The sequence below is a fragment of the Longitalea luteola genome, from assembly GCF_017356035.1.
Lineage (GTDB): Bacteria > Bacteroidota > Bacteroidia > Chitinophagales > Chitinophagaceae > Niastella > Niastella luteola.
This window is the reverse complement of the sequence record NZ_JAFIQX010000007.1, coordinates 355,120-376,745: the sequence shown is the minus strand read 5'-3', so window position 1 is coordinate 376,745 and position 21,626 is coordinate 355,120. Positions and strand designations below refer to the sequence as shown.

The 21,626-nt window shown below is 40.7% G+C and carries 17 protein-coding genes; 4 read left to right on the top strand and 13 right to left on the bottom strand.

Features of this window, described 5'->3' with window-relative positions:
• Positions 1-213 precede the first annotated feature (213 nt).
• The 11 genes from JUB15_RS18705 to JUB15_RS18655 all read right to left on the bottom strand — a co-directional run bounded on the left by JUB15_RS18705 (position 214) and on the right by JUB15_RS18655 (position 15,361).
• Entirely contained in the window at positions 214-1,128 is a 915-nt protein-coding gene (locus JUB15_RS18705; RefSeq protein WP_207514023.1) for a metallophosphoesterase, read from the bottom strand.
• A 43-nt stretch (positions 1,129-1,171) separates the two neighbouring features.
• On the bottom strand, positions 1,172-1,732 hold the full coding sequence (locus JUB15_RS18700) for a hypothetical protein (protein WP_207514022.1): 561 nt from the start codon (positions 1,730-1,732) through the stop codon (positions 1,172-1,174).
• Positions 1,729-2,886, bottom strand: a complete 1,158-nt coding sequence (locus tag JUB15_RS18695; RefSeq protein WP_207514021.1) for a DUF4221 family protein — start codon at positions 2,884-2,886, stop codon at positions 1,729-1,731. The genes JUB15_RS18700 and JUB15_RS18695 overlap by 4 nt, the downstream gene beginning before the upstream one ends.
• 132 nt (positions 2,887-3,018) lie before the next feature.
• The gene (locus JUB15_RS18690) at positions 3,019-3,300 is read right to left on the bottom strand and encodes a hypothetical protein (protein WP_207514020.1); all 282 of its coding nucleotides are present in this window, start codon (positions 3,298-3,300) and stop codon (positions 3,019-3,021) included.
• A gap of 188 nt (positions 3,301-3,488) precedes the next feature.
• Positions 3,489-6,014 carry a metallophosphoesterase gene (locus JUB15_RS18685; protein ID WP_207514019.1) on the bottom strand — a complete coding sequence of 842 codons (2,526 nt, stop codon included), beginning with the start codon at positions 6,012-6,014 and terminating at the stop codon, positions 3,489-3,491.
• Positions 6,015-6,077: 63 nt separating this feature from the next.
• On the bottom strand, positions 6,078-7,508 hold the full coding sequence (locus JUB15_RS18680; protein ID WP_207514018.1) for a RagB/SusD family nutrient uptake outer membrane protein: 1,431 nt from the start codon (positions 7,506-7,508) through the stop codon (positions 6,078-6,080).
• Between the two features lie 41 nt (positions 7,509-7,549).
• Positions 7,550-10,981: a TonB-dependent receptor gene (locus JUB15_RS18675; RefSeq protein ID WP_207514017.1), complete on the bottom strand. Its 3,432-nt coding sequence runs from the start codon at positions 10,979-10,981 to the stop codon at positions 7,550-7,552.
• A 117-nt stretch (positions 10,982-11,098) separates the two neighbouring features.
• A complete protein-coding gene (locus JUB15_RS18670) occupies positions 11,099-12,325 on the bottom strand; it encodes a FecR family protein (protein WP_207514016.1) in 1,227 nt (408 codons plus the stop codon).
• A gap of 502 nt (positions 12,326-12,827) precedes the next feature.
• Positions 12,828-13,412: an RNA polymerase sigma-70 factor gene (locus JUB15_RS18665; RefSeq protein WP_207514015.1), complete on the bottom strand. Its 585-nt coding sequence runs from the start codon at positions 13,410-13,412 to the stop codon at positions 12,828-12,830.
• Positions 13,413-13,911: 499 nt separating this feature from the next.
• Entirely contained in the window at positions 13,912-14,373 is a 462-nt protein-coding gene (locus JUB15_RS18660; RefSeq protein ID WP_207514014.1) for a hypothetical protein, read from the bottom strand.
• 151 nt (positions 14,374-14,524) lie between these two features.
• Positions 14,525-15,361 carry an endonuclease/exonuclease/phosphatase family protein gene (locus JUB15_RS18655; RefSeq protein ID WP_207514013.1) on the bottom strand — a complete coding sequence of 279 codons (837 nt, stop codon included), beginning with the start codon at positions 15,359-15,361 and terminating at the stop codon, positions 14,525-14,527.
• 165 nt (positions 15,362-15,526) lie between these two features.
• Here JUB15_RS18655 and JUB15_RS18650 point away from each other — a divergent pair, with 165 nt between their 5' ends.
• Positions 15,527-16,138: a phosphatase PAP2 family protein gene (locus tag JUB15_RS18650; RefSeq protein ID WP_207514012.1), complete on the top strand. Its 612-nt coding sequence runs from the start codon at positions 15,527-15,529 to the stop codon at positions 16,136-16,138.
• A gap of 15 nt (positions 16,139-16,153) precedes the next feature.
• Positions 16,154-17,890, top strand: coding sequence for an ArnT family glycosyltransferase (locus JUB15_RS18645; RefSeq protein WP_207514011.1), 1,737 nt, complete (start codon positions 16,154-16,156; stop codon positions 17,888-17,890).
• Here the strand turns inward: JUB15_RS18645 and JUB15_RS18640 are convergent.
• Together JUB15_RS18640 and JUB15_RS18635 are read right to left on the bottom strand one after the other, a co-directional pair.
• Positions 17,857-18,534, bottom strand: coding sequence for an esterase family protein (locus JUB15_RS18640; protein ID WP_242696416.1), 678 nt, complete (start codon positions 18,532-18,534; stop codon positions 17,857-17,859). The genes JUB15_RS18645 and JUB15_RS18640 overlap by 34 nt on opposite strands.
• A 95-nt stretch (positions 18,535-18,629) precedes the next feature.
• Positions 18,630-19,235, bottom strand: coding sequence for a GDSL-type esterase/lipase family protein (locus tag JUB15_RS18635; RefSeq protein WP_207514009.1), 606 nt, complete (start codon positions 19,233-19,235; stop codon positions 18,630-18,632).
• A 297-nt stretch (positions 19,236-19,532) separates the two neighbouring features.
• On the opposite strand from JUB15_RS18635, the gene JUB15_RS18630 reads away from it, so the two are divergent.
• Positions 19,533-20,135, top strand: a complete 603-nt coding sequence (locus tag JUB15_RS18630) for an RNA polymerase sigma factor (protein ID WP_207514008.1) — start codon at positions 19,533-19,535, stop codon at positions 20,133-20,135.
• A gap of 142 nt (positions 20,136-20,277) precedes the next feature.
• Positions 20,278-21,516, top strand: a complete 1,239-nt coding sequence (locus tag JUB15_RS18625) for a FecR family protein (protein ID WP_207514007.1) — start codon at positions 20,278-20,280, stop codon at positions 21,514-21,516.
• The last annotated feature ends 110 nt before the right edge of the window (positions 21,517-21,626 follow it).

Below are 21,626 nucleotides of genomic sequence, written 5' to 3'. Positions count from 1 at the left end.
TCATGATTTGACAGCTTTTGGGATTACTTAATTGTGTAGTTACTTTAAAGTTAATCCCAAACTGTCAGATCATATTGAAGCTATTTCATTTGATATAAGGCTGCGCGAGTTGCGCTGCGTTTCAGTTAACTACTTTTTTAAGTAAAAAGATCATCTACCTGCAAAGACAGTGAGCGATTTCCTTAATGACAACGCCGAAATGGTCGTTTGGGGTCATTTTATTTTTGTTCTGTTGCCTTCATTGTCTACTCTATAATATCCATTTTTCTTGATCAACAAAGCTTCAGAATTTCCTACACTATGGTCTGTATCAACATTAATGACTTTACCATTAAAAAATGACGTTATATGATCTACAACGGTATGCCCGGTAATAATAGTATTAACTTTGAAATGTGCTAACGTGGCATCCACCAACTCTTCATTAATGGCTTGTTGGTAATATCCGCGATACCAAAAAGGCGATAATTCACTATTAAATATGTAATATAAAGGCGGATCCGAAAATATTTTTTCAGCAGCATGATAATAGGGACGAGCCAGATCGTTTATTTCTGTTACGGACAATTTAAGCGCCAGCATCTCATTTGCAATACCTCCATGTACAAATAATATGTCATCGATCTTTTCTATAATATTTTTTGTTTGCAACCATTTCCAAAGTTCAGCGTTCCCATAATAAAGTGCAGCCGGAGGGTTTCTGGAAAAAGGCTGTTTTTCAGCATACTTTGGATGCACATAACGCCAATCACCATTTAAATTCATGATCTCATGATTGCCTAAAATAAAATGTACGTGCCCCCCGTCCTTTCGCGCTAGTTCTTCTAAGGAATAGATCAGCCAAAGGCATTCGGTAACCTGTTCCCCCCGGTCAAAGCAATCTCCTAAAATAACTAAATGTCCTTCGCCGAATGTCCATTTACAATTCCTGTCAATTACCTTGTTTTTTACCAGCAACTTTCGGAACGCCTGAAAATTGCCTTCAATATCAGACACAACAAAGATCATCCTTACATTTTTGTATTCAGATCGCTCATTATGTAATCGTTGCTTCAAACGCAAGGAAAAATATCGACCGGCCTGCTCATTTCCAGGCTCACATAACCTTATTTTAATTTTATTGATCATAGATAACATATTGTTATGGTAGCGCCCAAAACCGCTAATCTTTTCATTTTCCTGTTCCTGAAAAGAAATCATGTAAATCGTTGCGGACGGTCGCCGGTATGGATGCTACTTTTTTAAAAACTTTTTGATCATACGTATAGTATATTGTCGGCTTATCATCACAGAGATCATGTTTGTACGTAAGATTCATACTATCAAGAATTATTTTGTCTTTAATGACAGGAAGTTCATAATCCTGTTCCTTGAAATACGAATTGATGGTTTTACGGCCTCCATTGGCAGATATAATCACAAAGTGCCGGTCAGCTAACTTGTTTTGATGAGACATTAAACTGTCAATGGTTTTCTTTCGACATGAAGGGCAACTTGCCTGAACTGGCAGTATCAAAAAAGCCAAAGAATCTTTTCTCATCTCCCGGGGAGTGATTTCATTAGTAATATTCAAGAGATCTTTGAACATGGAACTTTGCTTAACAGTGTCGGTAATTAATTCCACGCTTTCAGGTTCACCGCGCTTCTTTCCACAGCCAATAACAAATGAAACCATTAAGAGGAAAATAAAAATAACACTTGCATAACTTTCTTTGATTAATAACAATTTCATTTTTTAGCTTTTGAATTCATGGATAATTTGTCATAGTCGTTTTTGTACTCCAGCTTCGCAAAATGCAGCCCATATTCATCATTTGCATTAATTCGGGCATACATGCTTCCATTCGATGAAAAAAATATTGAATTAAGTATGATTCCGCTATCTATTGGCGACTCTCCAATAATCCGTAAATGCTGGTCAAATATTAGAATGTGTTGGTTCTTTTTAGTGTGCTTATTTTGATAGTCAAGTTCACTTATTTTGCTTTTTGATGCCCTGAGGTATCGCTTAGTGAACGGATCAAAATAGATTGCGCCATAGGAGTCACGCAACAAATAACTTTTATAACCATCGCCATTCTTTAGCACATCTTTAGCCACTGGCTGGATCCTGTCTTTTTGAAATTGGCTTTTACCACAATATGCAATATGTTTATTAAGCAAATCAGTTTCATAGATATTTGTGTCGGCAGGAAAGCTTAATATGATATTACCCTCATAATTGGAGCAATAACTAAAATCCAGAAAATCATACCCATAATAATCAGATCTATACATTTCAGGCAAATGGTAAACTAATTCACTTTTGTTGTTGATCATATCGAATCTGTACAACACCTTCCATTCTTTAAGAGCCTGCAGTGAGGTTTCTTTAACATACGGCCGTACTCCCATGTATAAATAGTTCCCTTTAAAAACCGGAGGAGTAGTATTGTCAAAGGCCGCCCATGCAAATCGTGGTTTTTTCACAAAGCTTATCGATCTTTTTATTTTCCGGGCTGTATCCAACAAATACAACTTTGTTTTATTGGTTACATATATACTATCAAAGCTTTTGCAATAAACCGAGGTTTTATAAAGCTGGTCTTCGGGAAAGCACTCCTTTAAAAACACTTTTTTTATTAAATTCTTTGAATCCCAATTATAAATATTGACTGATTCGGAACGTCGATCATAAAAGGAAATATACTCAACTTCATTATGTTTAAATACATTGAACGATTTGATTTCATTATAAGTATTTTCATCCAATTTAAAATGCAGCGTATCATTGGCAACATGTAATTGAATCAAGTCATATCTTGGGGAGTAGTTTTCATACTTAACAGGAATATTCAGATCGCCTTCTTTGCATTTGTATTGAATTATACAAAACAACAATAACAAAGTACATTTATAGCAATTGAAACTCATGGTCGTAAGTCAATGATTTTTTCCGTTTTTGACAGACATCCTGAAAACAACTTTCCGGCCTGCCAGCCAGAAAGTTGTTTCTATTAATTTAACACAGTTTCTTAATTAGATAGTGGTTTTGCTGTTACCATCTATTTGGGAAGAATTTTCGGCGGCTGTTGTACCAGTAACTGCAGAAACATTACAAGCGACACCAATGGTACCCTGTGTTGCCACGCAGGTTTTATTGTTTGCACCACCACCTGAAGATTGCTTCAGCGTGCCATTCTGATCAAATCTAACATCGTCAGAATTTCCTTTGGAAGGAACAATGGCAGCTGTTACAGCAGAAGCAGCAACAAGTACCAGTCCCAGTACTGATAGTTTTTTTACTGAATTCTTTGTCATAAAATAAAATTTAATAATTAGAAAAAGTATTTGACCCTAGCTAGAAATCATTGTTAAAATTAGTAGCCGGCACTGCAGGCATTTTGCAGTCTAATATTAAATTTTAAGGGGCTAAAAGAACTACAAATAAAAAACCGGCTGCGTGTCGATTAGCCAACACTTAGCCGGTTATACAGGAGATTACTAAACTACCTTTTTGGGAGGAATTGGCTAAAATTGAATAAGGGCTTCTTTTCGCCAATGGCGTTTACACGATAATAATGATCCGCCTCAATCAATAATGCCTCCGATTTGCCTTGAGCATGATGAGTATCCACGTTAATGACCTTTCCCTGATAATGCACGCTGACTGTATCTGAAATAAGTGTATGGCCTGTAATGATCTGCCTGGCATTGAATTTATTTAAAACACTATCGATCTGGTTGATTGTCGGTTTCTTTTTGCTGCCATGTTTATAGTAATCCCTGTACCAGAATAAAGCGGTCTTATAATTGTATATTGTTAAAACTGAAGATAAACTACTCTTACGAGCTGTAGTGTCATTGGCATAATATAACCTTGCCTGATTATTCAGCTGCTCAATGTCAAGATTAAGATCAGCTATTTCTTTACTAATGCCACCATGAGTAAATAGTATGTCGCCAATTTTTTCGATAATATTCTTCGTGCGTAGCCATCGGCCGATTTCGCTCCATTCATTGTAAAGTGCTGCATATTCCAGGCCCAGTCTTTTTGCATTTTCTTTATACTTTCGGTTTACATATCTTATATCACCGCTTAAATTCATGATCTCATGATTTCCCAGGATATAATGCAAATACCCACCTGCCGCTTTGGCTTTTTCTTCCAGTGAATAAATCAGCCATAAACATTCTGTAACCTGCTCTCCCCTATCAAACATATCACCATTGAATACCAGATGTCCTTCCCCAAAAGTCCAATTATATTGATCGTCAATAATGCCATTTGATTTAAGCAATTTCTTAAGCATGTCAAAGTTTCCTTCAATATCTGATAAGACAAATAGCTTAGGCGGCACAGGATATACAGCGGGTTCTACATGCATAACGGTTTTTAACGGAAAGTGAAATGCTTCGTCCGGCATATCTGTTTTTGCGGTAATAATTGTCTTACCTGATCTCTTAAGTTGTTTAATCGAATGTGCATTATTAAAAATTGAATGAACTAACAATGAATCGCCTTTGTGAATTACATATGGACCATCATTTAAAAGCGCTAATTGGTGTTTTATTAAATCTATTATTGCACCACGAGCGTTTGTATTTTCGCCTGCGGTAAAAGGTATTATTGTAACAATAATGCCTTTGGGATTAACTACCACTAATTGTGGATCTCCCGAAAGCTGGTATCTGTTCCGGATTATATTACCACTATGCCCCTCGCTGTATAAATTATTTAGCCGGCTATTTTGGGCACATAAATCATAGTTTTCCGGATCGAAAGCAATCGTTGAAAAACTAACATCTCTTTCCTTTTGAAAATTATTATAAATAGTGTTTAATTCATCAAGATTAACCTTGTTTTCTTTGCTGTCTGCTCCACAGAAGTATAATACATTAACAGTACCATTAAAGTCGGATCGTTTAATTATCCTCCCCGTTTTATCTGTTGCTGTAAAATCAGGTGCCGGCCTGCCTTTTATTAAAGTTGCTTTTCTTTTATGTATTTCAAATGTCCTAAGCCATTTTTTATAAGCCGGATAGCCTGGCTCCTTATAGTATTTATCCAGTAAAATTTCTGTTTCAGGTATAAATCCAAACTCCTCGATAGTCTCATAAGCAATTAAATAAATTAAAAACTTCTCGCGAGCAAGCCCTTTATATGTTTTTTTACCCTGTTCATAATATAATAATTTACGATTAGGTGAATTTAAATGCTCGTCATTTTCATTGAAGGAAAACTTTCTGTGAACCTCAGCTTTTACAAAATCATACCAGCCAGGCGCAAAATCAGACAGATTACGCATCCAGTTCGCGGGTTGTCTGTAAAAAGTAGAATCGAATATTTCACATAAATCCCTACCTGTCAACCTGAATTTGTGTGCATTAAGATATAAGGTCCAAAACTTATTGAAACGATCTTTTTCTATTCTACTGATTGCATTGACTTTTATATGATTGAAGGCAAAAGATGATATTTTATCTTTATACTGGTCAATTAACGGTATGATGACATCGAGCTGTTCATTAAGATACTTGTCCCAATCAAGATAGTCTTTTAGGGAAAGCACGCTTAATTGATCGATATTTGATGGTTTAGTTACCCTGGCCTTAGCCAACTCAATTTCGTTTAATAAATCGAACTTTTCGTGGCCTTTTCCGGTAAATAGAAGATGCTCTCCATCATAGTATAAAGCTACCCGGTCTCCAGGTTCCGCTATCCAATAAGCTGTCTGCTTGTTAAAGAGCGCGCCCGTATATATGTATATTGGCTCATCTGCAGGAACTGTCCAACTTACGTTTCCTTCCTTAGCTTTTTTCTTAATTTGCTGCCATTCACTTATTCCAATGCTTTCCAAAGGTTTTATATCTATAGAAACCGATAGCTCGGATGCGTTTGATGGCAATTCCATATTAATAATTACACTATCTGCATGCACAACAGCTAGCCCTGTATTAAAAGCAGCTGCGCTTTGAGCAATTATGTTATAATATGAACCAATAAGGAAAATAAACAAGATCGAGTGCTTCATTTTGAAGATTTGTTGTGCGCCATTCTATTTTATAAAAAAGCTATTTATTTTGTATGCCTGCACTTAATAACCGGGGTTTTGTGGCAGTCCGGATACATTGGCATCGGAAAACGGAATTGGAGAAACGGCCTTCTCACTAGGATATGGCAGATCTTTAGCGGAAGTATTTAAGGCATCGTTCCTTTTCACGCCTTGTTTTAGTCTTAATAGATCATACATTCTAAACCCTTCAAAAGCCAATTCCTTTCTCCGTTCTTTGTTGATTGAATCCAATAAAGCCTGTCCGGAAGCCGTGACGCTAAATGCTGCAGGATTTGCCCTCTTTCGAATGGCATCTAAATAGAACCTCGCACTGTCTTCTATATTTAACTTGGCATATGATTCTGCGGCAATTAGGTAAATCTCTGAAGAACGAATCAGCGTTTGAAAATAGGCAGATGCAGGATTTCCATAATTGGGCACAACACCGGAAGGATATTTGGAAATAGCCCAATTTCCTGATTGAAGAGTTACCCATGCTTTCCGTACATCCTGCGGGGTTTCCGTTAAGATGGTTGCAATATCGTTTGTTGCCAGAAACTGTTGTGAGGGACTTGCAAAGTACCTGCCTGCAAAAAACGTACTGAAGGGATCTCCTACGGTAACTGACGCTGGCCGTAACTGAAATAAGGCTTCTGTTTCCTGCGGTGTAAAGAGTTTTGAAGGGTAAGCCGAGCCGGTCATTATCGGTACTTCATTACTTACTTCTTTAGCTATATTTTTTGATGACTGGTAATCGCCTTTAAAAAAATAGATCCTTGAAAGAAAAGCACGGGCTGCATTTCGGTTCATAGTCAACGCATTTGTTGAAGCAGAAGGCAACAGCTCAATTGCGTTTGTCAGATCTGAAATTAAACTTTCATATACTTCTGCTACGGTTTGAATGGTAACTGGCGTTGTCCAGTTGGATGTAGTAATATATGGAATTCCCTGATGTGACGCATCTGATGAAAAACTGTAAGCTTGCGCAAAAGTGCTGACGAGGAAAGAATGTATCAGTGCCCTTAGCGCATACGCCTGTCCCTTAATATTATCTGCCTTAACATTGTCTTCAGACCTGTACTGATCAACGGTTTCAAGGATAAAACTGCATTCTCTGATGATTCTGTATCCATCCCGCCAAACAGGATTCATATTAAAAGTAGTGTTTCCAAAGGCACTTTTAGAATCATCTGCCTGCTGCGCCCACAGGTAATGAGAATTCAGTGGTATGGATCCTGCTACAGGTTTTATATTATCCGCTATTAATTCGGGATATATTAGATAATATCCATGATGGAATTTTGCAATTTCCACATATATACCGTTCAAAAAATTTTCAGTTGTTTTTAGATCCACAACATACGCCTGGCGAAGTAAAACAGTTTTATCAGGCACATCAAGAAAATCTTTTTTACAAGAAGCCAAAATGTTTATAAACATTACAAGAACAAGAACGAATTTATAATGCTTCATATAATAAGTTTATATTTCTAAACTATACCGGAGATTTTTCTTTAGAACCCTGCATTTAAACCAAGTGAGAATGATTGCTGGCTTGGATATGGGTATTGCATGTTGCCCAAAACGTTTACGTCACCAGGATCCTGCCCTGGAAATTTGGTCCATAACGCGAGATTATTTCCCTGCACGAATAACTTAAGCGCATTTAAACGAATCGATTGCACTATTTTATTGGAAAAACTATAGCTTAACATCACATTTTTCAATCTAATGAAATCACCATCAAACAAAAATCGGGTTGATGGTTGCGTAAGAGATGAGGAATTGTTTAAAGTCCTTTTGGGATTAGCAGCAATATCGCCTGGCTTCTGCCATCGATCAAGAGCCTTCTTTGATTGATTGGTATATGGCGTTGCTCCGTCATTTAAAAAAGAAGTTGCGAGGGAAACATCATATATTTTAAACCCGTACTGATAATAGAATTGAGCGGAAATTTCAAAGTTTTTATAAGATACTACATTTGTTATGGCACCGAATCCATCAGGCTGAGGTTTACCTACAAATTCTCTTTTTGCTGCATTGTAGTTAGAACCTGGTTTTCCCGTAGAATCAAGCCACATTGGACTTCCGTCATCAGGATTTACTCCTTCCCAACGACGTAAATAAAAACTATTGAAATTTCTGCCTTCCTCGTTTCCTAAAGTATTGTCAAATAAGGAAGCTAATGGTACATTTGCTTTTACCAGCCTGTTTTGATTAGTGCTCCAATTGAGATTCAGATTCCATCTAACATTCCTGTTTCGGATTATATCGGCTGAAAGAGACAATTCAATCCCTTTGTTTTCAATTTCACCAATGTTTGCAAGCACATTTACATAACCGCTGTTTTGTGGCAGATTAATTTGATACAGTACATCTTTTGTAATCCGGCTATAAATATCCGCCCCTATTGCTATTCTTTCATGTAATAACCTGGCTTCTATACCGGCATCCCAGGTAAATGTCCTTTCCCATTTCACATCAGGATTACCAGGAATAGATACCGGATAAACGGCAATTCCACCTAAATATGAAATATATTCCAACTGATCGTAACGGGTGAATGCATTGATTGCAGATGCATTACCAGCAGCGCCTAAACTTCCTCTTAATTTCAGATAGTTTACAACAGAAGAAACGTTCTTCATAAACGGCTCAGATGAAGCTACCCAACCGATGCCAGTTGACCAATAAGTACCAAATCTGTTATCATCTCCAAATCTCGATGAACCATCCCGCCTGACGCTGGCCGTGAACAGGTATCGATTCCGAAATGTGTAGTTCGCCTGTCCAAACTGAGACAGCAATGTTTCCTTGTTTCGTCCGCCACTCTTTTGATATACTGTTACACCCGGGCTGTTTATTTCATCATAATAAGGGAGCTTTAAGCCATTTACTGCTACTGCAAGGTTTTTTTGACTTAGTAGCTGAGCTTCCTGACCTAACACAAGCCCAAGTGAATGATCATTACTGAATGTTTTATCAAAGCGTAAAATATTTGAGTTAATAACATTGGCTCGCCTGATATTCATCTCTTCTATTCTACCAACCCCCACAACACCTGAACGATCAATCAAACGTGGATCGTCTTTTTCTTTAGATTCAGTGAGCATAAAGTCAACGCCGAGGCTTGAATACAATTTAAAATACTTTAGAAAGCTTAGTTCTCCATAGATTTTGCTCAGTCCCCTGAATGAAGCATTTCGGCTGATATTATATTCAGCTGAGGCTACCGGATTTGATTGAAGTCCAGAACTGGTTGTTCCCCACGAATAATTTAAAATGTAGTTACCGTCTGTTGAACGTACCGGATTCAATGGAGAAATATAGGATGGAAGATCAATTCCTCCTCCATTTCGGGAAGCACCTGGATACTCCTGAACATTATAAGAGAAAGTGGAATTGAGACCGAACTTTAACCAACTTGAAGGGCGGTTCTCAAAATTGAATCTTAACGATTTTCGGTCATAGCCAGTTCTTTTGACAATCCCGTCTTGTTTGGTATATTCTACATTTAAATAGTAATTATATTTTTCACTTCCGCCTGTTATCGAAAGCTCATTAGATACAGTTGCCGCATTTTCGTTAAACAACTCATCCAGCCAATTCGTTTCCGGATAAAACACAGTATCGCCCGGACCATTTACAATTACCGGAAACTTGTTTATCAAATCAGTTTTTATTAAGTTGTCCGTCCACGGTAATGGATTTCTAGGAGTATTTTTATATGTTTCGTAGAGTAACTCCAGGTATTCATCGAGATTCAATACTTCCATTCTGTTTTTTATTCTGGAAGAAATATCTGTCTGATGACGAATATTAAACGCCGTTTTACCCTGTTTACCTTTTTTTGTAGTAATTAATATAACTCCATTACTTGCACGTGAACCATATAGGGCTACTGCAGCCGCATCTTTTAAAACTGACACTGTTTCTACATCTGAGGGATTTAACTGCGCCAGGGGATTTGCAATAAGCGTTGCCTGGGAAGAAACCTCAAGCTGAATGTTATCCTGGGTTACAGGTATGCCGTCGATAACAATTAACGGGTTTCTTGCCACTGATCCATTTCTTGGATCTGAAGCTGTTGCTATTCCTCTTAAGACAAAATTGCTAACTCCTCCGCCAGGCTGACCACTTCCACTGGTAACAAGTAAACCTGGCACCATTCCCTGGAGAGACCTATCTATACTTCTATTAGGCAAAGACTGAATTTCCTCGCCTTTTATTACAGTTACCGCAGCTGTATTCATTCTCCTGGTCGTCGTATTATACGCCACCACCACTGCCTCATCCAGGTCATCTGTTCTCTTTGAGAGATCAACAGCTATAAACGTTTGCCCATTCAACCGTACTTCTCTCGATGCATGGCTCACGCTGCTTATTACCAGCGTAGCATTCTCTTCTACTTCCGGCAGGGTGAATATTCCGTCTTTGTCGGTGCTGGCGCCATTGTCGGTGCCTTTGACAATGATGCTGGCGCCGGCTACAGGCAGATTGTTGCTGGTGACTTTGCCGCGGACGGCGATGATCTTGGTAGGCCTGGATAAGGTGACTGCAGCCGTTACTGGTGCGGTGGACTGCTGCACAGGCCTCCTTTTTACAATAATGGTCTTGTCGACTATCGCATAACTCAGCGGCTGGTTGCGGAAACAGGCCTCCAGGGCCACCTGTAAGCTTACATTCTGGAGGTTGACGGTTACATTTACTGCGCCCTGGAGCAGGGTTTCGTTGTAAAAAAAGCGGTATCCACTTTGCTTCTCAATGGTCTGGAAGACTTTCTGAATGGGCACGTTCTGCTGCCTGATCGTGATACCACCCCGGTCATCTTCTGCTTGCGCTGTAACCGGATCAATAAGCGTTAAAAAAAACAGCAATCCTGTACATACCAATACAGTTTTGGTCAAAATCTGACCGCTACGGATGCACCAGGTCCGTAATTTCATACATTTGCGTTTTAGGTTTGATAAATAGAAATGTTCTCAACAGTTTTATTTAGAAATGACCCAACCAAACAAGCCGCCCCATCTCGCACATGAGGCGGCATTTTTTATGGCTACAGGTCAATTTTGCACGATTAACGTACGGCCTTTCAGCTCAAACCTAACCTCGGAATACTTCAGGATCTCCAACAACTGACTCAGATTCACATTCCGGCCGATCTTTCCGCTGAAATTATCTTTTGGTTTTCCATTCGGATAAATAACTTCTATATTGTACCAGCGGGCTACCTGCCGCATCAATGTTGCTATATCTGCACGCTGAAACAAAAATTCTCCATTCTTCCAGGCCACCACTTCTTCCAGGTCTGTATTGCTTTTTACCTGTAAGTGTCCGGTTTCATTCACCTGTGCTTGTTGTCCGGGCTTTAATATGACTGACTGGTTATTTTCCCCACTATTCACGAATCGCACTTTTCCTTCAAACAGGGTAGCTTTTACAGCTGCTTCATCATCATAAGCATTGATGTTGAAATGTGTGCCTAACACTTCTATTGCTGACGGTTTTTGCGTGCCGTTTTGCGACGCAATTGTCACTTTAAATGGCTTCCGCACATCTTTGGCCACTTCAAAATAACCCTCCCCGGTAATCGTTACCCTGCGCTCATTACCATTGAATGCGGTTGGATATGTGATCGACGATGATGCGTTCAACCATACCCTTGTTCCGTCGGGAAGTTTTAGCTGAAATTGCCCGCCTGCCGGTGTGGCCAATGTATTATAGGTCGGCTTTCCGCCGCTTCCATCCTCACCCTTATATATAAGTTCCCCGTCATTCAGTTTTATAATGTTGGCATTTCCCTGTTGGGCTAATAATCCGTTCTGTGCATTATCGAGCACAATGGACTTGCCATCGCTGAGTTTCAGAACAGCTTTATTGCCACCGGGCAATACATCGTTAATGGTGGTCTGCGCAACCGGTTTGGTTTTCGCTGGTTTTGACCGGCCCTGCAACCAGAAATATCCCACTGTTGTAAGCACAGCTGCGACCGTAACGGCAGCGGCCATGTATCTGAACTTGCTGGTTTGTTGTGCAGGCATGGCAAATACGGGCGTAGTTTCATCGGTAGCATTCTCAATCTTTTTCCAAACTGCTTCCCGGTCCTCTTCTCTTTCATAATACGTGATCAATTCCTGGCGAAGGGTTTCATCTGTAGTCAATTGTTGCAGCAGCTCCCGATTGGCAGCAGCCTGGCTGGCCCATTGCTCCAGCTCTATGGTTTCTGCTACTGTCAATTCTCCCCGCCATTGTTTAATGATAAGGGATGCAATTCTTTTAACTAGATTCATTTTTATGGTTTAAATAATGGCCTGCCTTCCCAATGACAGATCAGGCGTATCAGTTTCTAAATGTTGATGAATGATGGTAATGGCAATCGTTGTGCAGGAAAAGGTAATGGCCGCTGCAAGGATGAGGTTGGAAAAGGCGATCAGTGCGTATGTACATTAGAAACGTGCGTTTGTGAATTTGTACCAACGGGTGCGCCACAATATGGCATTACATAACAATTCGGTAATATTGAATTGATTGTCAGTAGGATGCTTTATTAGTGGTTTTCAATTTGAAGTCCTTTTATGTGCAGATTGATTGATAATTATCAAAAGGGCATGCTGTTTTCTTAACATTCATCAATAAAATATTTTTCAGGGAACCTTTCTTTAGTACAATAAAAAATGGGTGACCTGCCTGATGACCAATCACCCATTTATTTCGGCACCTTTATATGGATCGTATTATTTCATTATGATGAAAGTCTTGTTACCCGTTAGCATTGCAGGATGAAAGGAGGTATTACAGCATATACAGAATAAACAACACAAACAATTCCATATTATAATTTGCGAGCGCTACCCTTAATATCTTTACGGCGCGGGCTTTTTGATTGCGTACGGTTTGTTCAGTAAGGGCTAATTCCATGGCAATGGCGGCATTCTTCTTGCCTTCGAGCCAGGCCATTTTAAATATGCGTTTACATTGTGTGGGAAGCTGCTCAATTTCCAGGTGGATCTGTTTCAGCACTTCTGTTTTTATTTCATCATTGGCAGTGGGCATTTGTTCTTCCAGTTGTCCCAGTACATAACCGAATTCCTGCTGGTTGGCCGTTTGGCGTTGCCGGTACCGCAAATAATCCATACAGGCATTGCGGGCGGTGATGTATAAAAAGGCTTTTATATTTTCCTGTGTAGCAAAATTGGCGTGCAGCTTCCACAGCTTAACGAATGTTTCGGCCGTGATGTCCTGTGCTTCTTCCCGGTCATCAATAAGCTTTTTTATAAAGCCATATAACCGGCTATAATGCATATGATATACGGCCGCAAACGCTTCTTTGCTTCCCTGTTGAAAACCGGCTATAATGTGATGTCCCGGATTCTTCATGAACCAGTCCGTTAAGAATTGCAATTAATTAAAGCCCATAACACAATTATCATTTCCGCAATAAAAAATGTTCATACCGTGCTGTTTCCCCTGAATATTGGTTTATATACAAATTCGGTAATTGATTATCGGCCGCCTGGTATCACACATATTCCCCCCAATATCCTGGAAAGCCTTTTTCTTCTGGTTAAATAGGTTAACTGACAAGCAAGTGGGATAGGTTCAATCGTAGAAGTTGACATGTAGCAGGCGTAAGGTTTGATTTCGTAAAAATAATCAAATTTGATATTGCTGTGTTTAAATAATTATTAACGCAGCTGCATATCCAGTATATGCAACAGTTATATACATTTTACAATATAACTATCCCTTTGTTATAGAATATTTATTAAACAGATTAACAGCTTAATGAGCAGCCATTAAAATCGCGAAAGTTTTGAAAAATAATCAATGAAAGATGATCCTGTGTGAATTAGTCAGTCAGGGTAGTCAGTGATCATTATCGAGGCTGCTGCCTTTGTTTCTCTACCGGTATAGTAGCATAGCTGCATAAACTCAATACCAGGCCTGCCTCTTCATAAGACGACCATTCCCGAACGGGAATGGACGACAGCTGGCACACTACCAATGGTTGCTGCTGATCGTGCTGATGAATGATCAGCTTCGGTTGGTTATTATCTACAATGTGATAGTCGAAGATCTCTCTGTTTATCTCGAGCCGGCCGGTATGATTACGCTGACGGGAAAATTTGCCAACGTCGATGCCGTATACATTTTTCAAAGCGATACGATTGGTATAACCCAGCGTTTCCATAAAGTACACCTGGTGTTGGCCCTGAAAATTGATCCGCAGAGAATGATGCTCGGGGTTATACTTCATTACAACCAATACAAGATCATCCTGTATAAGCTGATATTCCTTTTTACCTGTATTTCCGTTACCAATCAGGATCCACTTCATGGGGTTAATTTAATCGGCCAAAACCGCCGCAAGGTAGCTATTACGATGGCTAACCGGTATTAAATGAATGTTACCATTTACCCTAAAAAAAGAAGGCATTCGCTCCGATTGCGATCGGAATGCGAATGCCCTCATGATCATGTGAATAGCATTACATTTTTATCACTGCCAGCACCGGATAATGATCCGACGGGAATTTGCCATGATAATGGTCTGACAGGATCCCCCATTTTGTTGCCGTAAACGGAGCGGTAACAAAAATGTGGTCAATTATTTCCGAGCGGTTCAAGGCGTTGCCAAAACTGTTAAAAGAACCGTTATTGGCGTACGGATGTGCAACCTGGTTATGGGTATCTTTTAACCAGCCCGATCCACTAAGGCTTTTATACCATTCGCTGTCATAACCGCCATTCAGATCGCCGGTAAAGATGGCCGGGGCATTCCCTGCAATTTCTTTTATCTTCTTTAAAATAAGCAGGCTGCTCTCACGGCGCGCCTGCACACCCTGGTGATCATAGTGCACATTGAAAAAATAAAATTTCTTTTTTGTTTTTTTATCCTGCAATTGCAACCAGGAGCAGATGCGGTTCAGGCGGGCATCCCAGCCCGGCCCTGGTTTCTCTGGCGTGCTGCTCAACCAGAAATCACCGCTTTTCAAAACCTTGTATTTTTCTGTTTTGTAAAAAATAGCCGAATGTTCACCTTTGGTCTGGCCATCATCACGGCCAACGCCATAATATGTGTATTCCGGTAAGGCATTCTTTAAGTCATCGAGCTGGTTGCGTAATCCTTCCTGGGTACCCAGCACATCAAAATCATGAAACCTGATCAGGGAAGCAACGATGGGCGCGCGGTTTACCCACAGGTTACCGGTATCACGGGGATTATCGTACCGGATGTTATATGTTCCAATGACCATCGACTGACTGAAAACAGATGCCACGCAAAAAAACGCAATCGTTAGTAAGGTAATTTTCTTTATTGCCATATACGGAATGTTATTAGTTACGAAGATAAGGTTATAGCAGATGTGCTACAATTTGAAAGTGTGGTAGATCTTTCACGACCATGTACATGATCACACACAATTAATACACCGGTAAAACTGTCATCACATGATGGCCCTATTTTTAAAAATCAAAATTTACCGGGAATGTATTTATTCGACTGGCTCGATCAGATTGACAAGATCGCTTTTACCTTTATACACAGGGATATGAGCACATACTGGCTCGATCTCATTATGCTGCTCCTGCGCAATCAGTACACCTGGATACCATTGTATATCTTTATGGTCTACTGGGCGCTATTCCGGCAGGACAGGCCAACCGGTTTAAAATTCATTAGCTTAACGCTCCTTTGTTTTGCGGTTACAGATTATACCAGCTCCGCTATTCTCAAATATCATTTTGAACGCTTACGTCCCTGTTATGATGAAGATATGGCTGGCGTTATCCGCGGCCTAATTGGCTGCGGTGGCAAATATTCATTTCCCTCCTCGCATGCCGCCAATCATTTTGGACTGACCACCTTCTGGTTCTTTGCCATCCTCTCTGTGAATCGTCAAAAGTGGTACTGGCTTTGGGTATGGGCATTTATGATCGGGCTGGCACAGGTATACGTAGGCAAACATTTTCCGCTCGATATTGTGGCTGGTGCTGCTTTGGGCATCATTGCCGGTTTGTGCATCTTCAAGATCTTTGAAGCATGGATAAAACGGGATTATAATAAGTATTTAAAAAATCCTTCTTTAAGTTTGCCCTAGCTTTTACCGTATAATATGAAATTATTACCCGCGGCTGCTAAAAACGATCCGTATCCCGTTGAATCCTGGTTTCTGTGGTTGATCATCATTGGTATAATTGTCAATGCCAGTGGTTTGTTTTTACCCATACTTGAACCAGATGGCGCTTTGTATGCCACCATCGCCAAAAACATGGTGCTTTCCGGCGACTTTGTAAATATGATGATCGAAGGGAATGACTGGCTCGATAAACCTCATTTCCCTTTCTGGGTTACTGCAATAAGTTTCAAACTGTTTGGCATCAATTCATTTGCCTATAAATTTCCCGGATTGATCTTCTGGTTGGCTGGCGCGTATTATACCTATGCTTTTGCCAATAAATTATACAACAAACAAACCGCGTTATGGGCCGTACTGGTCTATATCTCTATAGAACATCTGATCCTTTCAAACAATGATGTGCGGGCTGAGCCCTATTTGACAGGCCTGATGATCGGCGCCGCCTATTATTACTACCTGGCCTATTGCAACAATAAATGGAAACATTATATCGCCGGCTCTTTATTACTGGCATTTGCGGTAATGACGAAGGGCATATTCATAATCTGTATCGTGATGGCCGGTTTCGTCATTGATTGGATCATCAAAAAGCAATGGAAACAATTCCTCAATTATCGCTGGTGGGTGTGTATTGTACTGGTGTTATTGTTCATTACGCCAGAACTGATCTGTTTATACCAGCAGTTTGACCGGCATCCGGAAAAGATCATTTTCGGCCAACATAACGTTTCGGGGGTGCGCTTCTTTTTCTGGGACAGCCAGTTCGGCCGTTTTTTTAATACCGGTCCCATCAAAGGTAAAGGCGATAAGTTGTTTTATGTGCACACTTTATTATGGGCCTTTCTGCCCTGGTCAATTATTTTGTTCCTTCTTGTTGGTTCAGCGGTTAAAAATTTCCGCACTGTTATTACTGCAAGCAGTAACTATATCTGCGGTGGCATTGCGCTGGCGGGACTCCTGGTATTTTCCTTATCACGTTTCCAGTTGCCGCATTACCTGAATATCCTGTATCCTTTTTTTGCCATTATCGTAGCCAACTGGCTGGTGCGCCTTACACATAAGGGACTGCTGAAAACCATCACTTATAGCCAGCATATCCTCTATTACCTGCTTTTTTCGGCTTGTATTGGATTGACCTTCGTGGTTGATCTGCCTTTCAAAATTCCGACGGTAGTTATACTGGCGCTTTTGGCGTTTGTATTAGACCGGCTGTTCCGCGGCAACGGCCTGCAACAAATACTGGTGAGGTCTTTTGCCGTGATAATGGTTGTTAACCTGTTTTTGAACATCCTGTTCTATCCCGTGCTGTTCCGCTATCAGTCGGGCAATGCCGCTGCTGCCATTCTGAACGAGCAACACCAGGATGCTGTATATATGTTTAATGATGTATCATCGGAATACGCCTTTCAGTTCTATTATAAAGGCCCCATTCACAAGATCGATAACCGGCACCTGGAAACGCTGCAAAAAGAGATCGTGGTATATAGCTCGAAAGAAAAAACCGATTCCTTGGAACAACTGGGTTACCAGGTACAGGTGATACAACAGTTCCCCCATTTTCATATCAGCCAGCTTACGGGCAAGTTCCTTTATCACTCAACGCGGGAAAAAGCCATCGATCATTTTGTGATAGCGACTGTGCAGCCTGGCCTGCTGACTAACACCATGCACCGGAAAAACTACAGGTACAGGCGTACCATTTTACGCCAGTGATGCGGCCGGTGCGCTTCATCGTCCCAGATATACAATTCATGCGGGATTCTCTTCTTTGTAAGCGTGGCGCTTAGGTGTTTGTTGTTATCATAGAATGGATCTTCCTTGCCGACCACCAGACTGATAGACAGTTTTCGGATCTTATCCAGCAAAACCGGGTCAGATAGATTGGGCATATACATGCTGGGCATATTGTAATAGATAGTCTCGTCAACGTAGCCATTGAACAGGTCGGGGAATGATTGCGCCGATAAGGTGAGATCGTAGCGGGCGCTCATGGCTACTACTTTATTAAAATACTGCGGGTATTTAAACGCTATGTTCACTGCATGGTAACCACCCAGGCTGCAGCCCGCGGCCACCAGGGAAGTGAATTTGCTTCTGAACATGATGAGCGGTAATACTTCCTGCAAAATATAATGTTCATATTGCAGGTGACGTGCTATTTTACGGGCCGGTGGCACAGGTGCATAAAAGCTTTCCGCATCAACACTGTCAACACAAAATAATTGCAAAAGTCCCTGTTCAATTTTATCCTGTATTGCCCCCACTATTCTCCAGTTCTCATAATCGTAAAAGCGGGCAGTGCGGGTTGGGAAAAAAAGTACTGAAGCACCTGCATGACCGAAAACAAGCAGTTCCATGTACCTGGTTAAGGAAGGACTATACCACTTATAATATTTTCGGTTCATTTAATGCAAATGACAAACAAGTTCGGCAAAAAGCTGTTGCCTGGCTGTTATGAAATTTTAAAGACTGATGCGAGGTGTTGCTGCAACACTTCTTTCCAGATCAAATACCCTTTCCTGGTCAAATGCAAACCATCCGCGTCGTACAACTCTTTGTTTGGCCGGCCGTCGGCATCGAGCATGCGGTCGAAAATGTTGAGGAAATAAAAAGGGCCATTGCTTATTTCAATTTCCTTGCCGATGAGCTGATTGGTATACCGTACCTGCTGCTCCAGGTTCCAGCGCGCTATACTCGGTTTTATGGAGATGTAGGTTACGGGCACTCCGCCAAATCGCTTTTGTAAACAAGCCTGCAACTGGCGGAAAAAAATATACACTTCCTCAGGCGTTCGCCCATCGCCCAGGTCGTTTTCACCGGCATAACAAACTATATGCCGTGGGTTATACGGTTCCATAATGCGATCGAAGAACCAAACACAGGCGGCCAGCGTTGAACCGCCAAATCCCAGGTTAACGGGATGGAATGGTTGCAGATCCTCATACATATCTTCCCAAAGCCGGATGGATGAGCTGCCATAGAGGATTGTTTCCGGTGTGTACGGTAATGTGCCTTTTAATGCTTCCAGTCTTTTAACGTCGTTTTCGTACCAGATCATTGAGTGATTTGCTTATAGCTGTTTAACAGTGATGTTGAATGGCGTGGCGTTCCGCATCGAAATTACAGGAATTACCGTTGAGCGGCCGGTAATCTTAAACATGTTAAAAATAAATTTATACGAACAATCGTTTGCATTAAAAAGAATTATTGTTTAATCTTGCGTCGCAAAACCTTATTCTCCCCCAAAAGTTCGTGTAATTCTTCTGCATGTGACAATTGATGCTGTTCCGAAAGATCAACTCTATCGGCTGTCATTTGTTATCCCTATTTCCGGGAAATCCTAAAATGAGTAGTAATGCACATCACGAACGATCTTCTTGCTAGATTAAATAATAATGAGCCTTCTGCACATGCGGAATTATTCAAAGCCACTTTTGCTGAACTAACGGTATTTGTGTACCGCATGATCGAAAATGAAGATGAGTCAGAGGATATTGCCATTTCAGCTATCACCAAATTATTGGGCAAAAAGCTCACGTTCAATGCAGTTGAGCAGTTAAAAGCCTATTTATATATATCCGTTCGGAACGGCGCGCTCAACTATTTAAGAGCTGCGCAAAAAGAAGATCCCTTCAAAAAACAACTCCAGGAGAACATGCCTCTGGCAGAAGAACCTGTTATTAATAAGAAATATGAAATGGATCATTTGCACAGGCTGGTAAAGGCCGGACTAGGCAGGTTGGAAAAGCAATGTGCTGCCGTGATCAGGTTAACCATGGAGAACAAGCAACCCGATGAAATAGCTAAAGCGCTGAATATTAGTCCCAACCAGGTATATACCCAAAAATCAAAAGGAATAAAACAGTTACGTGAGTTCATAGAAGAGAACGGTGGTAAATATGGCATTCCTGTCGTAATTATACTATTGGCATTACTCTGTAAGCTGTGTTTTGGATAACATAAAAAAATCTTCGGCTGTTTCTTAATGTTTTGCAGGTGTTTGTTGTTCTATAATAAAGAAGAATACTTCACACAGATTTTCGGGGGCAACACACAATGACATTAAACCTTATTACCAAACACCTTACAAATCGAAAAAAATGAACGCAATATCTGGCAATATAACCCAAGTTGCATTTGGGAAGAGCGATGATGCGCCGTTGACTCGAGATGAACAGGAAATTTGTGAGGAGTGGACCTCTGGCAAAGCTTCGGATTATATGAAGGTAGATGCAGAAGACCCCCGGATGTTGGAATTTGCAGGCCTTTATGATAAGCTGGAAAATAAAAAAGAGGAAGTATGGGAAAGTATTGAAGCCACACATGCCATTACGCAAGCGCCCTTTCGGGAAATTCCCATAGCGCAAGCGCCTACAGCCAGGATTGGAAAACGCAACCGGATGCTTGCTGCGGCGATAATAACAGGTATTGCAGGTGTTTTCGCTCTTTACCATTTTATCAATAACGACCAAAAGAATGTACCCGCTCCGAATAACGTACCTGTCGTAAACAACACCATTGAACCAGGCAGAGAAAGAGCTGTGCTAACGCTGGCAGATAACAGGCAAATCGATCTTGACAACACGCCAGATGGTGTAATAGCTGTACAGGATCAAATGCAGATCAGCAAAAAGGAAAATAACCAGATCGTATATAGTACTTCAGGCAATCAGAAAACAGGCACCAGGGCTTTAAACAACCAACTAACTACCCCATACGGCGGCGAATATAAAGTTACGTTAGCCGATGGCTCAACAGTCTGGTTAAATGCCGGTTCGTCATTGAACTATCCGACTGCTTTTACCGGCAATGACCGCACAGTTGAAATAAATGGCGAAGGCTTTTTTGAGGTGGCAGAAGATAAAACAAAACCTTTTCGGGTTTTAGCCAATGGAACCGAAGTGCAAGTGACCGGCACCAGGTTTAACGTAAAAGCATACGATACTGATAAACTGGTGACCACTACCCTAGTAAACGGTGGGGTATCGGTTAAACGTGGCAATCAGTTGAAACGCATAAAACCGAATCAACAGGCGATCACTTCCGGCGACAGCATCAGGATAAGGAACAAAACCAAAGACGAAATGTCGCAGGCCCTTGCCTGGAAGAATGGCAAGATCAACCTGGATGGCGAATCGGTACAATCTATCCTGGATCAAATAAAGCGCTGGTATAACGTTAAAATTAGAATAGAGTCAGGTACCCCTGAAACCACAACCTTAACGGGTACCATTGAAAGAAATACGCCACTCGAAACTGTGCTGGAATTGTTGAACACAAACATAAGCGTTCAATTTACACTGCAGGATCACACCGTAGTGGCGAAAGAAAAAAAGTAAGTAACCATTTAAATAGGAACGAATATAGATGTATAAGAACTTATAGTACAGGCTGTACTTCGCAGAGAATACCATTAGGTCCCATTAAACCTCCTTTGAACATTGCATCG

Bases quoted from the DNA above. Each gene is read 5' to 3' on its own strand.
- JUB15_RS18705 (WP_207514023.1), bottom strand. From the start codon at position 1,128: ATGATCAATAAAATTAAAATAAGGTTATGTGAGCCTGGAAATGAGCAG.
- JUB15_RS18700 (WP_207514022.1), bottom strand. From the start codon at position 1,732: ATGAAATTGTTATTAATCAAAGAAAGTTATGCAAGTGTTATTTTTATT.
- JUB15_RS18690 (WP_207514020.1), bottom strand. From the start codon at position 3,300: ATGACAAAGAATTCAGTAAAAAAACTATCAGTACTGGGACTGGTACTT.
- JUB15_RS18685 (WP_207514019.1), bottom strand. From the start codon at position 6,014: ATGAAGCACTCGATCTTGTTTATTTTCCTTATTGGTTCATATTATAAC.
- JUB15_RS18680 (WP_207514018.1), bottom strand. From the start codon at position 7,508: ATGAAGCATTATAAATTCGTTCTTGTTCTTGTAATGTTTATAAACATT.
- JUB15_RS18675 (WP_207514017.1), bottom strand. From the start codon at position 10,981: ATGAAATTACGGACCTGGTGCATCCGTAGCGGTCAGATTTTGACCAAA.
- JUB15_RS18670 (WP_207514016.1), bottom strand. From the start codon at position 12,325: ATGAATCTAGTTAAAAGAATTGCATCCCTTATCATTAAACAATGGCGG.
- JUB15_RS18665 (WP_207514015.1), bottom strand. From the start codon at position 13,412: ATGAAGAATCCGGGACATCACATTATAGCCGGTTTTCAACAGGGAAGC.
- JUB15_RS18660 (WP_207514014.1), bottom strand. From the start codon at position 14,373: ATGAAGTGGATCCTGATTGGTAACGGAAATACAGGTAAAAAGGAATAT.
- JUB15_RS18655 (WP_207514013.1), bottom strand. From the start codon at position 15,361: ATGGCAATAAAGAAAATTACCTTACTAACGATTGCGTTTTTTTGCGTG.
- JUB15_RS18650 (WP_207514012.1), top strand. From the start codon at position 15,527: ATGTATTTATTCGACTGGCTCGATCAGATTGACAAGATCGCTTTTACC.
- JUB15_RS18645 (WP_207514011.1), top strand. From the start codon at position 16,154: ATGAAATTATTACCCGCGGCTGCTAAAAACGATCCGTATCCCGTTGAA.
- JUB15_RS18640 (WP_242696416.1), bottom strand. From the start codon at position 18,534: ATGGAACTGCTTGTTTTCGGTCATGCAGGTGCTTCAGTACTTTTTTTC.
- JUB15_RS18635 (WP_207514009.1), bottom strand. From the start codon at position 19,235: ATGATCTGGTACGAAAACGACGTTAAAAGACTGGAAGCATTAAAAGGC.
- JUB15_RS18630 (WP_207514008.1), top strand. From the start codon at position 19,533: ATGCACATCACGAACGATCTTCTTGCTAGATTAAATAATAATGAGCCT.
- JUB15_RS18625 (WP_207514007.1), top strand. From the start codon at position 20,278: ATGAACGCAATATCTGGCAATATAACCCAAGTTGCATTTGGGAAGAGC.